This is a genomic window from Flavobacterium panacis (assembly GCF_024649945.1).
Taxonomy (GTDB): Bacteria; Bacteroidota; Bacteroidia; order Flavobacteriales; family Flavobacteriaceae; genus Flavobacterium; species Flavobacterium panacis.
Window position 1 is genome coordinate 51,630 of the sequence record NZ_JANKMS010000007.1, and the last position, 14,323, is coordinate 65,952.

The window sequence follows — 14,323 nt, forward strand, 5'->3', positions numbered from 1 at the left end:
TTTACGTTCTTATTTTATTTCCAATGAAAAAATTAAGTTTTTTAAAACCGATTTTCAATTTTATTTTCATCGGTTTGCTGATTACAACTCTAAGCCGATTAGTTCTATTTTTTATTTTTAAAGAAAGAGTAGAGCAGACACCAGATTTTTGGTATATTTTTCCAATCGGACTGCGAATGGATTTGATATTACTTTGTTATTTATCATTTTTGCCAGCCTTATTAATTACTTTTCTGCCCAATAAATCGATAAAGTTTACCAACAAATTTCTGGTGATCTACAGTTTCTTATTTCTGTTTTTAATTCTTTTTACAGAATTAGCTTCGCCAGATTTTGTTAAACAGTACGATACACGTCCAAATAAGATTTTCCTTGATTATCTTATTTATCCTAGAGAAGTCGTAGGAATGCTTTTAAAAAGTTATATGACTTCTATAATTGTCACGTTCCTGATTTTAGGAGTTGTACTTTATTTTGCGTTCAAAAAAGGTAAAAAACTTTTTCATACAGTTACTGCAGATTATAAGTTTAAATTGATGGTATTTCCATTACTAGCTTTTTTATTGTTTTTTGGAGCGCGTTCAAGTTTAACTTCAAAACGTCCTATTAATGCCAGTAATGCTGTTTTTTCGACAGATCAATTGACAAATACTTTAGGATTAAATTCATTTTATACTATTGCTTTTGCTGCTTATTCAATTAAAAATGAGGGTAACACCAAAATGTATGGTAAAATGGATGAAGCAGAAGCAATTGCACGTGTTAAGAAATACATGATTGCAGGACCAAATGATTTTAATTATCCTGAAATTCCTTTTTTACATGTACAACAACCAGATTCTATTTTAAAGAAGCCATACAATTTGGTCATTTTTTTACAGGAAAGTTTAGGAGCAGAATATGTTGGAATTCTTGGAGGAAAACCATTAACTCCCGAATTTGATAAATTATCTAAAGAAGGAATATTATTTACCAATCTGTATTGTACAGGAACGAGAAGTGTCCGCGGAATTGAAGCAGTTGTAACGGGATTTTTGCCTTCACCATCAGAAAGTGTAGTTCGATTAGGAAACTCTCAACAAGGATTTTTTACCCTTGCGGATGCTTTAAAACAGAAAGGATACGATACCAGTTTTATCTATGGTGGAATGGCGAATTTTGATAACATGGCTTCGTTTTTCAACGGAAATGGTTTTCAGGATATTGTAGACCAGACTGATTTCGAATCTGATGGGAATAAATATGCTTTCAAAGGAACTTGGGGATATTCTGATGAAGACTTAGTTACTAAAGCCAATCAGTATTTTAAGTCAAAAGGAGATAAACCTTTTTTCTCATTGATGTTTTCGACATCCAATCATGAACCATTTGAATATCCAGCAGGAAGAATTAAACCTTACGATAAGAAACCTGCAACGGTAAATAATGCGATGAAATATGCTGATTTCTCCATCGGTAAATTCTTTGAAATGGCGAAAAAAGAAGATTATTTTAAAAATACTATTTTCATCGTAATCGCAGATCATAATACTAGAACCTACGGAAAGAATTTAGTACCGATAAATAAATTCCATATTCCAGCATTTATTTTAGGACCAGGAGTTGCAAAAGGAGCTGTTTATGACAGACTGGCAAGTCAGATTGATATTCCGCCAACATTATTAGGTTATTTAGGAATGCCTTTTGAAACCCCGATGGTAGGAAGAAATTTGACGAAGTTAGATTCAAAAGTGCAGGGAAGATCTATTATGCAGTTTAATGATATCAATGCTTTTAGAGTTGAAAATCAGGTCGTAATTATGCAACCAAATTTGAAACCACTTCAGTTTGAAATCAAAAACGATACGACTTTAATTCCTGTAAAACTAAACGAAGATTTAGCAAAAGATGCTTTGGCACATGTTATTACGGCCGGAAATCTTTACAAGGAGAGTAAGTACAAATTGCGCAAAAAATAAATTTTAAACCATATAAGTTATAAAAGAAAATTCAAGTTTTAGCTTTTTGAATTGTTTTTAAAGAGAAACTTAATTTTTTTGAGGTAAAGTAATTAAATGAACTTATATCACTTATATGGTTTAAAACTTTTTACCAAAATATAACTTCAACAAATTTTGAGCAGCTGCGAAAGATGAAATTTCATTGTTTTGCACTGCTTTTTTGTTTTCTTCTAATAGTGAAATAATTTCAGGCTGATTGTAGAAATTTTGCTTCAACTGTTCATTGATCGTTTCCATCATCCAGAAATGATTTTGTTCGTTTCTTTTTTCTTGAAAAAATCCTGTTTCTTTTGTCAGTTCAAAATATTCAGAAATTGTATTCCAAACTTCTGGAATTCCTTCTTTTGTGAGTGAACTGCAAGTAGTGACTTTGGGTTGCCAATTTGATTTTTTTGGAGGAAATAAATGCAGCGCCCGATTAAATTCTACTTTTGCTTGATTGGCTTTTTTGATATTATCGCCGTCTGCTTTATTGATTACAATTGCATCAGCCATTTCCATAATACCACGTTTGATGCCTTGGAGTTCATCGCCAGCACCAGAGATTTTTAAAAGTAGAAAGAAATCAACCATACTATGAACAGCGGTTTCACTTTGACCGACACCAACTGTTTCGATAATTATAGTATCAAAACCTGCGGCTTCGCAAAGAATAATAGTTTCCCGGGTTTTGCGTGCGACACCGCCTAAAGTTTCGCCAGAAGCACTTGGTCGAATAAAAGCATTTTCATCTTTAACCAATTCTTCCATTCGGGTTTTATCCCCAAGAATACTTCCATGTGAAATTGAACTACTTGGATCAACGGCCAAAACGGCTACTTTTTTTCCTTGTTGTGTGAGTTGTTTTCCAAAAGCTTCAATAAAAGTGCTTTTTCCCACACCAGGAACACCAGTAATTCCAATGCGAATAGATTGGTTTGAATGTTGTAGACAGCCTTGAACGACTTCAGCTGCTTTTTCAAAATGATCAGGATTTGTACTTTCAATTAAAGTTATGGCTCGACTTAAAGAAGTTCTGTTTCCTTCTAAAATACCATTAATTAATTCCTGAGAAGTGGGCTGTTGTTTGCGTTTGAATTTAATTTGATTGATAGCCGAAATATTGGTGATTTCGGGAGGTGAAATTCCAGCTTTTTCAGATATACTGCCAGATTGTTTATTGAAAGTTGACAAAACGCATTTTTTAGAAATGTAAAAGTACAGAAAACAAAAACAGTTTCAAAAAGTTAGTTCGCCACGAATAACACGAATTACCACTAATTTGTTATTCTCAAAAGGGGTTAAATAAGTTTGCCACTAATTACACAAATTTCCACTAATTTTTTATTCTCAAAAGACGTTAAAAAAACGAGTAGAGTTGTCGTTCTTCCTTTGTCAGGATGACGTATAAAAAAAATAATTCGTGAAAATTTGTGTAATTCGTGGCAAAAAAAAAACTTAGCATCTTAGCGCCTCAGCAACTTAGTATCTTTAAAAATTAGTAACCTGCTGTAAATCTAACTTGATGATGTTTTGGATTTTCCGTTTCGTCTGCAATCACAACTGCTAAATCTTCTACAGAAAGAATACTTCTTTGTTCGTCATTGAAAACTGGATTTTCTAATCCTAAACGGTATTTTCCAGTTCTTCCTGTTTTAGTTCCAGCATGCATTTCGAAAGCAGGACTAAAGAATGCCCAATCTAAATCTTTCTCTTCTTTGATGATATTTAAATAGTTTCTTGCTGCATTTGCACCAGCGAAAATTTCTTTTGGAAAATCTGGAGTATCAACTGCTTGTAAATCTGGAGCAACGTATAAACTTCCTGCACCACCAATAGTGATAAAACGTTTTACTCCCGATTTTTTAACCGCTTCTTGAATTGCTTTAGAACCATTTAAAAAGTCATCGTAAATATTTGGGTTTGTCCATCCTGGGTTATAAGCATTGATAACAGCATCGTGACCTTTTAAGATTTCTGCCAAAGCGTCAACATTAAAAATATCTGCAGCAACCCATGTCGCATTTGCTGTATCTTTTGGAGTTCTTGCGATAGCAGTGATTTCGTGTTTTCTGTCTGCTAATTCGTTTAAAAGTGCTGAGCCAACAAATCCTGTAGCTCCAATAAGTGCGATTTTCATAATATATAAATTTATTTAGTAATAAAAAATGTTACAGTTTTGGTTAAAAAAATAGTTTTAAAATTGATTCGAAAAATCTTCCAATGAAATTCCTTCCAGCTGTGCGCTGACTTTCTGATTCATTTCGCTGTATAAATTCTCCAAATGCTGATTAATGTTTTTCCCAACAGGACAATCAGGATTCGGCTGATTTTTAGCAAAACCTAAACCAATACTTTCAAAGGTCATTTCGAATATTTGTTTTAAAGTCAGTTCAGCAGCGTTTACTGCCAATTTTGTACCACCATTTTTTCCTTCTTTACTTTCTACAATATGATGTGCTTTTAAATTGGCAATTTCTTTTCGAACCAAAACAGGATTAAGATTAATACTTCCCGCAATAAACTCCGATGATAAATAATCATTTGGGAACTTATGGAGCAAAGTAAGAATGTGAATCGTTATGGCAAATTTACCTGAAATCATACTGTAATAAAATATGTTACAAATTTACGTGTTTTTGCAACACAAAATACTAATTTAACTCTTTTTTTTGAAATGAGTGATTTATGTTTTATGAAAAGTAGTTGGTAATTAGTTGTTTGTGAGATGTGAAAAGTGAATAGATATTAGATTTTTGAGAAGTAAATTTGAATGATTAAATAGTAAATGTTATAGGTTTAACAAAAGAAAAACAGTAGTTACGATTCACTAAAAAAGCTAATTACTAGTCATTTTTCACTAATCACTAAATTAGAAATAACTATTTTTGTTATGATCTTACGATATGAACAACTTTATTCTAATATTTTTCTTTCTTGCACTCGGATTAATTTTACAGCGAGTAAAACAATTTCCTACTCATATTTATAAGACGCTCAATAAAATTGTTATTTATTTCTGTCTTCCTGCAATTACTTTATATCATATTCCAAAGATAAAATGGAGCAATGAATTGTTGTTTCCAATAGGAGCAGGCTGGATTACCTATATTTTAGCTTTTCTGTTCTTTCATATCTTAGGAAGAAAAAAAGGATGGTCGAATAAATTAATTGGCTGTCTGATTTTAACCGCAGGATTAAGTAATAGTTCTTTTCTTGGTTATCCGATTATTGAAGCTTTGTTCGGAAAGAAAGGATTAGAAACAGCAGTTTTAGTAGATCAGCCGGGAACTTTTGTGGTGGTTTCTACACTTGGAGTCTTTACAGCCGCTTTTTATTCTAAAGGAAGCCCAGACGCTTTGGGAATTTTAAAAAAAATCATTTTCTTTCCACCATTTATTATGTTTGTCATCGCTTGTTTAATGAATGTTTTTCAGGTTGATTTGAATGGAAATCTTCAATCGGCATTATTGAAAATAGGAAGTTTAGTAACACCTTTAGCGCTACTTTCTGTTGGTTTACAATTAACTTTCGATCGAAAAAGCCAGCATTGGAAATTCTTAAGACTAGGACTTTTCTTTAAATTGATTTTGGTTCCTTTTGTGATTTTCGTTCTATATGTTTTTGTTTTCAATCAACGTTCAGAAGTCATCAAAATCACTTTAATGGAAACTGCAATGGCTCCGATGATTACAGGTGCAATCTTAGCTTCAACTTATGGATTAAAACCAAAATTAAGCAGTATGATGATCGGTTTCGGAATTCCGATTTCTTTTGTAACCCTTGCTGTGTGGTACTTTATCTTAAGTTTTATTTAGTTTAAAATAGTAGTTATATCGACAAAGTAGAATTTTAACTTTTTTTAAGAAAAGGAATGTTTTCTATATGCTTTTTTTGGTTAATTTTAGAGGAACTAAAAAAGATAAATTATGTCAACATTAAGATTAGGCGATATAGCTCCAGATTTTCAAGCGCAAACTACGCAGGGACCAATTAATTTTCATGAATGGTTAGGTGATTCTTGGGGTGTTTTATTTTCGCATCCAGCAGATTTTACCCCTGTTTGTACAACTGAATTAGGAACTGTAGCCAACTATGTTCCAGAATTTAATAAAAGAAATACAAAAGTTATTGCTTTAAGCGTAGATGGTTTAGACTCTCATAAAGAGTGGATTAAAGATATCAATGAAACTCAAAATACAGAAGTAAATTTCCCAATTATTGCAGATGAGGATAAAAAAGTGGCGAATCTTTATGATATGCTACATCCAAATGCAAGTGACAAATTTACAGTGCGTTCTGTTTTTGTGATCGGACCAGATAAAAAAATTAAATTAACGCTGACTTATCCAGCTTCAACAGGAAGAAATTTTGACGAATTACTTCGTGTTATTGATAGTTTACAATTGACTGCCAATTACAGCGTGGCAACTCCGGCAAACTGGAAAGATGGAGAAGATGTAGTTATTGCACCAGCAATTCCAGATAGCGATATTCCAGTAAAATTCCCAAAAGGACATATTCCAATAAAACCTTATTTGCGTTTGACTCCACAACCGAATAAGTGATTTTAAGTTTCTAAGTTGCTGAGATACTAAGCTTCTAAGTTTTTTGTTGGAGTGTAAAACGTTTGTTTTCTTAGAATATAAATAAATTTTAAAAAAAGCTTTGAGATTTTCATGAAAATCTCAAAGCTTTTTTTATCTCAGCATCTCAGCATCTCAGCAACTTAGAACCTTACTTAACCGCCAACAAAGCCGTCATTCTTTTTTTGTCTCCTACAACCCAGAGAATATCATTTTTCTCTAAGATTAAGCTCGATTCTGGATTTAGTATACGATTTCCGTTTCGTTCAATTCCAACAACCATTCCGTCTGTTTTAGCTCTGAATTGGCCAATGCTTTTCTGAATAAACTCATCTTGTGAAACTTCCAGTTGGCGTAAAACAATATCGGTTTCTTCTACTTTTACTGGTGGTTCTGTTTCATTTTGGGTTAAGAATTTTGTGAATTCAGCGATTTGGGCATCGGTTCCAATTACGCAGATTTCATCTCCTGGAAACAAACGCTCATTTTTAGTCGGAATTGGAATTGTAACATCGCCTCTTTTAATGTACGCGATATTGATTCCTAACTGCTCACGAATTTTTAGTTCCTGCAATGTCTGTCCAACTAGATTAGATTCTTTTTTAATATCAAAAAAAGACATGTGACCGTCCCAAGGCATTAGATTGGCATATCTTCTGTCTATTTTTTTGTTTTCACGATCGTTGAGGTTTTTCAAAAAGTGATTTTCAATTTTATGATATTGTTCATTTAGTTTTTTCGGGAAAATCTGATACGCTCCAATAGCAATAATAAGCGCTATAAAAGCAACCAAAGGAGAGAAGAAGATGTTCAATAAAAATCCAACGAAGAATAATCCAAGGCTCATTCTAATTAAAATAAGCATTAATAATGCGCCTCGATATTTACGTTCTTCCCATAAAATTTCGACTTCTTCGACTTTTACACGACGAAGCGATAAAGCCCATAAAAAAGGAGCAATAATTACCAAAGTCAATAAAGCAGCCAAAGTATTTCCAAATCGTGTATCGGCTACTAAAGGCGCAACAAATTTGGAAGACAATAAAATTATCGCAGTAATAATAATGGTATGAAGAATAATCTGTGTAACCGATGAACGAAGTACAATTTGCCAAGTACTTACCGATTTAATTGCCTGTGCATTGACACTATAGCGGTTGATATTTTTAACCCATCGTTTCGGCATTTTTGATTCTAAAAAGAAAGCAAATCTTTCAGAATATTTGATTAAAAACGGAGTTGTAAAAGTGGTAATTGCTGATACGGCTACAATTATTGGATATAGAAAGTCACTAGTAACTTTCAGAGTCATTCCTAAAGTTGCAATAATAAAAGAGAACTCCCCAATTTGTGCTAAACTCATTCCCGTTTGAACGGATTGTTTTAAAGGCTGGCCAGAAATTAAAGCTCCAATCGAAGAACTAAATGCTTTTCCGAAAATTGTGATAAGTGTTATTATAGCAACAGGTAGCGCATAAGTCAATAAAGTATTCGGATTGATTAACATTCCCACCGATACAAAGAAGACAGCGCCAAATAAATCTTTTACGGGCTGAATCAAATGTTCGATCTTTTCTGCCATTGTAGTTTCAGCGATAATAGAACCCATGATAAAAGCTCCAAGTGCTGGCGAAAAACCAACATTTGCTGCAAAAATTACCATCATCAAACATAAAGCTAATGAAATAATAAGGAGCATTTCATCTGTTAAAAGATGTTTGGCTTTTTTCAAAATGGTTGGAATAATAAAGATTCCTCCTAAAAACCAAATAATTAAAAAGAAAACTAATTTTAAAACAGATTGTAATAATTCACTTCCTGAAACTTGATCACTAACAGCAATTGTTGAAAGTAAAACAAGCATTAAAATCGCAACAATATCTTCAACAATTAAGGCTCCAAATACGATCCCGACGAACTTTTTTCCTTTCACTCCCAATTCATCGAAAGCTCTAATAATAATGGTTGTGGAGGAAATGGAAAGCGTGGCGCCAAGAAAAATACTGTCCATTTTTCCCCAGCCCATCCACTGTCCGACGCAAAAACCAATAAATGTCATGAACATGATTTGGGTTATGGCGGTGACAGACGAGGTTCCTCCAACTTTCATTAGTTTCTTAAAACTGAATTCGAGTCCTAAACTAAAAAGTAAAAATATAACCCCGATTTCTGCCCAAACTTCCACACTTTTCATGTCTGTAATTGAAGGGAAAAAATCAAAATGGTTTCCAGCTAAAAATCCTGCAATCAGGTAACCTAAAACCAAAGGCTGTTTCATTCTTTTAAATAATAGAACGGCAATTCCGGCAGTCATCAGGATTAATCCCAGATCACTAATTAAAGGTTGTAAGTGGTGTGTACTTTCAGCAGCGGCATTTAATGCAATCATATAAAAACGTGGTATTTTTTTAAAGGAGCTGATCCAGTTTTCATTTTCATGAAATTCACTGCATTTTTATAATTATAAATGACTAGGTAATACTGGTTTGGCTCCGAATTAAATAAAAAAAGCTATCTCGATAAAGATAGCTTTTTTTGGGAAAATATTTGGTGTTTTTCTTAAATTCCTGTGTAATTACTAGGAGTTATAGCCATTAATTCTGCTCTAACTGAATCAGAAACTTCTAAAGTTGCAATGAAGTTGTGAATCGCATTTTTGTCAATAGCTTCATTAGTTCTAGTCAAACCTTTTAAAGCTTCATACGGATTTGGATATGCTTCACGACGTAAAATAGTTTGGATTGCTTCTGCAACAACTGCCCAGTTTTTCTCTAAATCTTCGGCAAATTTACTTTCGTTTAAAAGTAATTTGTTTAAACCTTTCAAAGTAGCTTCAAAAGCAATAATTGTATGTCCGAAAGGAACACCAACGTTACGTAAAACAGTACTGTCAGTTAAATCACGTTGTAATCTTGAAATAGGCAATTTAGCTGCTAAATGTTCTAAAATAGCGTTTGCAATTCCTAAGTTTCCTTCTGAGTTTTCAAAATCAATCGGATTTACTTTATGTGGCATTGCAGAAGAACCAATTTCTCCAGCTTTGATTTTTTGTTTGAAATAATCCATTGAAACATACGTCCAGATATCACGATCTAAATCGATAATAATGGTGTTGATTCTTTTTAAAGCATCAAAGAAAGCAGCAAAATGATCGTAATGCTCAATTTGAGTTGTTGGAAAAGAATGTTGTAAACCAAGATCAGTTTCAACAAATTTATTTCCGAATTGTTTCCAGTCAATTTGTGGATATGCTACGTGATGTGCATTGAAGTTTCCAGTTGCGCCACCAAATTTAGCAGCAAACGGAATATTGAACAACAAACGCATTTGCTCTTCTAAACGCTCAACAAATACCAAAATCTCTTTTCCTAAACGAGTAGGAGAGGCTGGTTGTCCGTGCGTACGCGCCAACATCGGAATATCTTTCCATTCAACGCTTAATTCTTTTAATTTTGAAATTACTGAAATTAAAGTTGGTATATAAACTTGCTCAAACGCTTCTTTTGTAGAAAGCGGAATCGCAGTATTGTTGATATCTTGAGATGTTAATCCGAAGTGAATGAACTCTTTGTATTGGGATAATCCTAATTTTTCAAAAGCATCTTTAATAAAGTATTCAACCGCTTTTACGTCGTGGTTGGTTACTTTCTCCGTTTCTTTAATCCAAAGTGCATCTTCAGTTGAGAAGTTTTTGTAGATGTTTCTTAAACTTTCAAATAAAGTAGCATCAATACCTTGTAATTGTGGTAATGGAATTTGGCATAAAGCAATGAAGTATTCCACTTCAACCAAAACACGGTATTTTATTAAAGCTTCTTCAGAGAAAAAAGGGGCTAAATTTTGAGTTTTATTTCTATATCTTCCATCAATCGGCGATATAGCATTCAATTCGTTTAGAGTAGTCATTGTTATGTTGTTTTTTCGAAAGGTGCAAATATAAGCTATTGTTAAAACTTCTGAAAGCTATATTGATGCTTAAATTATGGTTTTAAAAATTTTATCCCAGATTGTGAAGTAAAAGCCATAGTTGCGAGATTCATTTTTATGATGATCGTTATGGAATTTGGTAGTAGAAATCCATTTTGTGAAATAATTTTTGTACCAAAAAGCAGGAAATATATCTCGTTTTAAATGACCAAATATTCCGTAAGACAGATTTAGAATAAGATAAATAATAATGCTTAGATAATTAAATTTCAAAATCGTAATTAAAAATAGCCATATAAGGCCAAAACCTAGAGTTTCTATCGGATGTAAAATATACAGACTGTAAACATTAGTTTCGATATGGGTATGATGTAGTTTATGAATGGGGTACATCCATTTTAAATAATGGACCAAAAAATGGAAAATAAACATAAAAAGATCCATCAAGAGAATCAATATAAGCGTATCTAAAATGATAAGTTGTAATGATCCTGAAAAATCTATTTTTAGAATTCCATAACGATACAATTCAAAACCTATTAAAGTTATAAATGTATTGCATATTAGTGTTGAAAATATCCATTTTCGATCTTTATTCTTTAAAAAAGTATTCTCTGGCTCCAGTATTTTTCCAATTAAAACAGACAAACCAACTAACACTGTATTTTCTATTAAAAAGAAAACAAAGAGCGAGAAGATATTAAATTGTATTAGTTGCTGTAGCCAACTTTCAAAAATCATGTTGTTTTTTCTAAGTTCAATAATTTTTCTCTTAAATCGGCAACTCCTTCAGATGCAAATTTGGCGATCGTTTCTACCTTATTCCTAATGTTCGGAATTGCAATTGGTTTTGGATCAATATAAAAAACTGGAGTTGTACTTGGAACATAAGCAATCAAACCAGCTGCAGGATAAACTTGTAGTGAAGTTCCAATAACAGCAAAATAATCTGCGGTTTCAGTAATGTCAATTGCTTCTTCCAATGCAGGAACTTCCTCGCCGAACCAAACAATATGCGGGCGCAATTGGTGTCCGTTTGCGTCAAAATCTCCCGTAAATAAATCTTCTGTCCAATCTAAAATTAGATTTTTATTTTGTGTGCTTCTAACTTTGAGTAATTCTCCATGTAAATGCAAAACGTTGGAGCTTCCAGCACGTTCGTGCAAATCATCAACGTTTTGAGTGATAACATAAACGTCAAAATCTTTTTCTAGTTCTGCCAAAATGGTATGCCCTAAATTTGTATTTACTTCTTTTAACTGTTGACGACGTTTGTTGTAAAAGTCTAAAACTAATTCTTGGTTTTTATGCCATCCTTCAGGAGTTGCAACTTCCATTACATCATGACCTTCCCATAAACCATCACTGTCACGAAAAGTTTTGATACCGCTTTCAGCACTTATTCCAGCTCCTGTTAAGACTACGAGTTTCTTTTTCATTTTGAGTTGTATTAAAAGATAAAAATAGTGATTTCTTGGCTTAAATGTTTGATGAACAGTAAGGATTAACAATGGCTTTTTATAAAAAAGAATGGGTATTTATACTCTTTGTCTCTCATTCTGAATTATTTATTTTTAATGTTGCGTTTGAAAAAGGTGATATTAAAATGATTTTAATTCAATTTACAGGTTTATCTGGTTCGGGAAAAACGACTCTGGCAGAAAGTGTCAGACATCTTTTGATTCAGGATAATTATGAAGTTGAAATAGTCGATGGAGATGTTTACCGGCAAACGATTTGTAAAGATTTAGGTTTTTCTAAAGAAGACCGCTGCGAAAATGTTAGACGTCTTTTTAATGTCGGACGAAATTTGATTGAAGAGAAGAAAATAGTTCTCATGTCGGTTATCAATCCTTATGAAAATCTAAGAAATGAATTGAGGTCTTTTGAATTCGTGAAAACGGTGTTTCTGGATTGTGCCATTTCTAATTTGATCAAAAGAGATCCGAAAGGATTGTACAAAAGAGCTTTGTTGCCAGATGACGATCAAAACAAAATTAGAAGTTTCACAGGAATAACAGATGTTTATGAAATTCCAAAAAAAGCAGATTTAATATTAAAAACCGATTCAGAAACGGTTTCGGTTTCTACCCATAAACTGTATAATTTTATTATTAGCAATTTAAATTTTTAAGACTATGAATCCTTCTTCTTGCCAGCTTCCAATTTCTTTTTCGATAGAAAAATTGCAAAATGATTTAGCGACTTGTGAAGCTAATTTATGGACACCACATTTTAATACTTATAGATATGAAGGAAATTGGACAAGTGTCGCTTTACGATCACAATCGGGTTTAGAGAATGATATTTTTTCTTTTCCAGATAAAGAATATAAAAATACGCCTTTGCTTGATAACTGTTCTTATTTTAAAGAAATAATGGATTGGTTTGAGTGCGAGAAAGAAGCAGTGAGATTATTAAGACTCGGAGCAAATAGTGAAATTAAAGAACATGTTGATAATGATACTTCGTATGAAGAGGGTTTTTTCAGGATTCATGTTCCTATTATTACCAATTCGGAAGTTTATTTTTATGTAAATAATCAGCTGGTTCCAATGAAAATGGGAGAATGCTGGTATGCTAATTTTCAGTTGCCGCACAGCGTCCATAACAAAAGTTCGGAACCTAGAATTCACTTAACATTAGACTGCATTAGGAATGAATGGTCTGATAAATTGTTTTCTAAAATGTGCTTTGATACAAAGTATGTGAGAAAAAATGAACATTCAGACGAGGTGAAAAGACAAATTATTGCAGAGCTTTCTAGAAATCTATCGGAAACGAATGTGAAGATTATTGCCGAGCTTCAATCACAAATGAACTTATAAAATGGAAAATGTAAAAGACCTTATTTCAAATTGGATTCCTGTAAAATTGGTTGAAAAAGATAATGAAGTTTATTTCGAATGGTTATATTTTGCTGAGATACCATTAGCAGATCCTTTCTTTGATGAAACTATTGCAAAATGCAAAAGCCACAGTTATAATTCAAAACGTTTTAAATTGGTAAGTACTGCAGAAAATATTATTGATTGGTCTAAAGAAATGGATTTTGTTGACTTAAAAGGATTGGTTTTTCATGTTTCAAGATGCGGATCTACCATGTTGAGTCAATCTCTTGCTACTTCATCTGAAAATATAATGGTTTCTGAAGCTCCTATAATTGATCAGATTTTAAGAAGTGAGACCTTTGCAGAGGATGTTAAAACGGTTTTGCTGAAATCGGTTTTGAAATTCTTGGGACAAAAAAGATTCCCAGGGCAAAAACATTTGATTATAAAATTGGATGCTTGGAGTATTTTTGAGGCGTCTTATTTAAGATTGATTTTTCCTGAAATTCCTTTTGCATTATTGTATCGAAATCCAGCAGATGTTTTAAGGTCACACCAAAAGATGTCGGGAATGCACATGGTTCCGAGTTTAATTCCACCGAGTGTTTTCGGAATTACATCCAAAGAAATTGAAGAAGTAGGTTATAGGCAATATCAAGCTCTGGTTTTAGAAAAATATTTTCAAGCTTTTTTGGATTTTTATGAAAGAGACCAAAATGTAATGATGCTTAATTATAATAGCGGAATGAAAAATGTTATAGAAAGATTTATAACTTTTATTAACATCAATTATTCTGAAAACGAAATAAACGCCATGCTAGAACGTCTTAAAAAACATTCTAAAAATGAAAGTTCAGTTTTTAATGGAGATTCTTATAAAGATGATGTTTTGTCTGCGAATTTATCTCAGCTCAACGTTTTACACGAAAAATTGAATGCCAATTTTATTGAAGATTTAGCTGGCTGAAAATAAGGAGAAGGCTTCTTTCTCTTTTATTTA

General features: G+C 32.6%; 13 protein-coding genes. 6 read left to right on the top strand and 7 right to left on the bottom strand.

Annotated features, from left to right (window positions below; translation table 11 throughout):
* The first annotated feature begins 23 nt into the window (after positions 1–23).
* Positions 24–1,958, top strand: coding sequence for an LTA synthase family protein (locus NQQ59_RS15265; RefSeq protein ID WP_144218305.1), 1,935 nt, complete (start codon positions 24–26; stop codon positions 1,956–1,958).
* A gap of 120 nt (positions 1,959–2,078) precedes the next feature.
* Here NQQ59_RS15265 and meaB read toward each other — a convergent pair whose 3' ends face one another.
* The 3 genes from meaB to NQQ59_RS15280 all read right to left on the bottom strand — a co-directional run bounded on the left by meaB (position 2,079) and on the right by NQQ59_RS15280 (position 4,584).
* Positions 2,079–3,173 carry a methylmalonyl Co-A mutase-associated GTPase MeaB gene (meaB, locus tag NQQ59_RS15270; RefSeq protein ID WP_144218307.1) on the bottom strand — a complete coding sequence of 365 codons (1,095 nt, stop codon included), beginning with the start codon at positions 3,171–3,173 and terminating at the stop codon, positions 2,079–2,081.
* Positions 3,174–3,477: 304 nt separating this feature from the next.
* Entirely contained in the window at positions 3,478–4,119 is a 642-nt protein-coding gene (locus NQQ59_RS15275; RefSeq protein ID WP_144218309.1) for an NAD(P)-dependent oxidoreductase, read from the bottom strand.
* Between the two features lie 57 nt (positions 4,120–4,176).
* Positions 4,177–4,584 carry an RrF2 family transcriptional regulator gene (locus NQQ59_RS15280; protein ID WP_144218311.1) on the bottom strand — a complete coding sequence of 136 codons (408 nt, stop codon included), beginning with the start codon at positions 4,582–4,584 and terminating at the stop codon, positions 4,177–4,179.
* A 301-nt stretch (positions 4,585–4,885) separates the two neighbouring features.
* On the opposite strand from NQQ59_RS15280, the gene NQQ59_RS15285 reads away from it, so the two are divergent.
* Positions 4,886–5,797: an AEC family transporter gene (locus NQQ59_RS15285; protein ID WP_144218313.1), complete on the top strand. Its 912-nt coding sequence runs from the start codon at positions 4,886–4,888 to the stop codon at positions 5,795–5,797.
* 111 nt (positions 5,798–5,908) lie between these two features.
* A complete protein-coding gene (locus NQQ59_RS15290; RefSeq protein WP_144218315.1) occupies positions 5,909–6,547 on the top strand; it encodes a peroxiredoxin in 639 nt (212 codons plus the stop codon).
* A 169-nt stretch (positions 6,548–6,716) separates the two neighbouring features.
* Here NQQ59_RS15290 and NQQ59_RS15295 read toward each other — a convergent pair whose 3' ends face one another.
* The 4 genes from NQQ59_RS15295 to NQQ59_RS15310 form a co-directional block, all read right to left on the bottom strand.
* A complete protein-coding gene (locus NQQ59_RS15295) occupies positions 6,717–8,954 on the bottom strand; it encodes a cation:proton antiporter domain-containing protein (protein WP_144218317.1) in 2,238 nt (745 codons plus the stop codon).
* Positions 8,955–9,124: 170 nt separating this feature from the next.
* The gene (gene purB / locus NQQ59_RS15300; protein ID WP_144218319.1) at positions 9,125–10,471 is read right to left on the bottom strand and encodes an adenylosuccinate lyase; all 1,347 of its coding nucleotides are present in this window, start codon (positions 10,469–10,471) and stop codon (positions 9,125–9,127) included.
* 69 nt (positions 10,472–10,540) lie between these two features.
* A complete protein-coding gene (locus NQQ59_RS15305) occupies positions 10,541–11,233 on the bottom strand; it encodes a sterol desaturase family protein (RefSeq protein WP_144218321.1) in 693 nt (230 codons plus the stop codon).
* On the bottom strand, positions 11,230–11,931 hold the full coding sequence (locus NQQ59_RS15310; RefSeq protein ID WP_144218323.1) for an SIR2 family NAD-dependent protein deacylase: 702 nt from the start codon (positions 11,929–11,931) through the stop codon (positions 11,230–11,232). The genes NQQ59_RS15305 and NQQ59_RS15310 overlap by 4 nt, the downstream gene beginning before the upstream one ends.
* Positions 11,932–12,002: 71 nt before the next feature.
* On the opposite strand from NQQ59_RS15310, the gene cysC reads away from it, so the two are divergent.
* The 3 genes from cysC to NQQ59_RS15325 are packed head-to-tail and all read left to right on the top strand — an operon-like array spanning position 12,003 to position 14,290.
* Positions 12,003–12,626: an adenylyl-sulfate kinase gene (gene cysC, locus NQQ59_RS15315; RefSeq protein ID WP_257698370.1), complete on the top strand. Its 624-nt coding sequence runs from the start codon at positions 12,003–12,005 to the stop codon at positions 12,624–12,626.
* A 4-nt stretch (positions 12,627–12,630) separates the two neighbouring features.
* Complete coding sequence (locus tag NQQ59_RS15320) at positions 12,631–13,320, top strand: aspartyl/asparaginyl beta-hydroxylase domain-containing protein (RefSeq protein WP_144218325.1); 690 nt, start codon at positions 12,631–12,633, stop codon at positions 13,318–13,320.
* Position 13,321: 1 nt separating this feature from the next.
* Positions 13,322–14,290 (top strand): sulfotransferase family protein, encoded by a 969-nt coding sequence (locus NQQ59_RS15325; protein WP_144218327.1) that lies wholly within the window; start codon positions 13,322–13,324, stop codon positions 14,288–14,290.
* The last annotated feature ends 33 nt before the right edge of the window (positions 14,291–14,323 follow it).

Coding starts and splice junctions, on each gene's coding strand:
- NQQ59_RS15265 (WP_144218305.1), top strand. CDS start 24: ATGAAAAAATTAAGTTTTTTAAAACCGATTTTCAATTTTATTTTCATC.
- NQQ59_RS15275 (WP_144218309.1), bottom strand. CDS start 4,119: ATGAAAATCGCACTTATTGGAGCTACAGGATTTGTTGGCTCAGCACTT.
- NQQ59_RS15280 (WP_144218311.1), bottom strand. CDS start 4,584: ATGATTTCAGGTAAATTTGCCATAACGATTCACATTCTTACTTTGCTC.
- NQQ59_RS15285 (WP_144218313.1), top strand. CDS start 4,886: ATGAACAACTTTATTCTAATATTTTTCTTTCTTGCACTCGGATTAATT.
- NQQ59_RS15290 (WP_144218315.1), top strand. CDS start 5,909: ATGTCAACATTAAGATTAGGCGATATAGCTCCAGATTTTCAAGCGCAA.
- NQQ59_RS15295 (WP_144218317.1), bottom strand. CDS start 8,954: ATGATTGCATTAAATGCCGCTGCTGAAAGTACACACCACTTACAACCT.
- purB (WP_144218319.1), bottom strand. CDS start 10,471: ATGACTACTCTAAACGAATTGAATGCTATATCGCCGATTGATGGAAGA.
- NQQ59_RS15305 (WP_144218321.1), bottom strand. CDS start 11,233: ATGATTTTTGAAAGTTGGCTACAGCAACTAATACAATTTAATATCTTC.
- NQQ59_RS15310 (WP_144218323.1), bottom strand. CDS start 11,931: ATGAAAAAGAAACTCGTAGTCTTAACAGGAGCTGGAATAAGTGCTGAA.
- cysC (WP_257698370.1), top strand. CDS start 12,003: ATGGCTTTTTATAAAAAAGAATGGGTATTTATACTCTTTGTCTCTCAT.
- NQQ59_RS15320 (WP_144218325.1), top strand. CDS start 12,631: ATGAATCCTTCTTCTTGCCAGCTTCCAATTTCTTTTTCGATAGAAAAA.
- NQQ59_RS15325 (WP_144218327.1), top strand. CDS start 13,322: ATGGAAAATGTAAAAGACCTTATTTCAAATTGGATTCCTGTAAAATTG.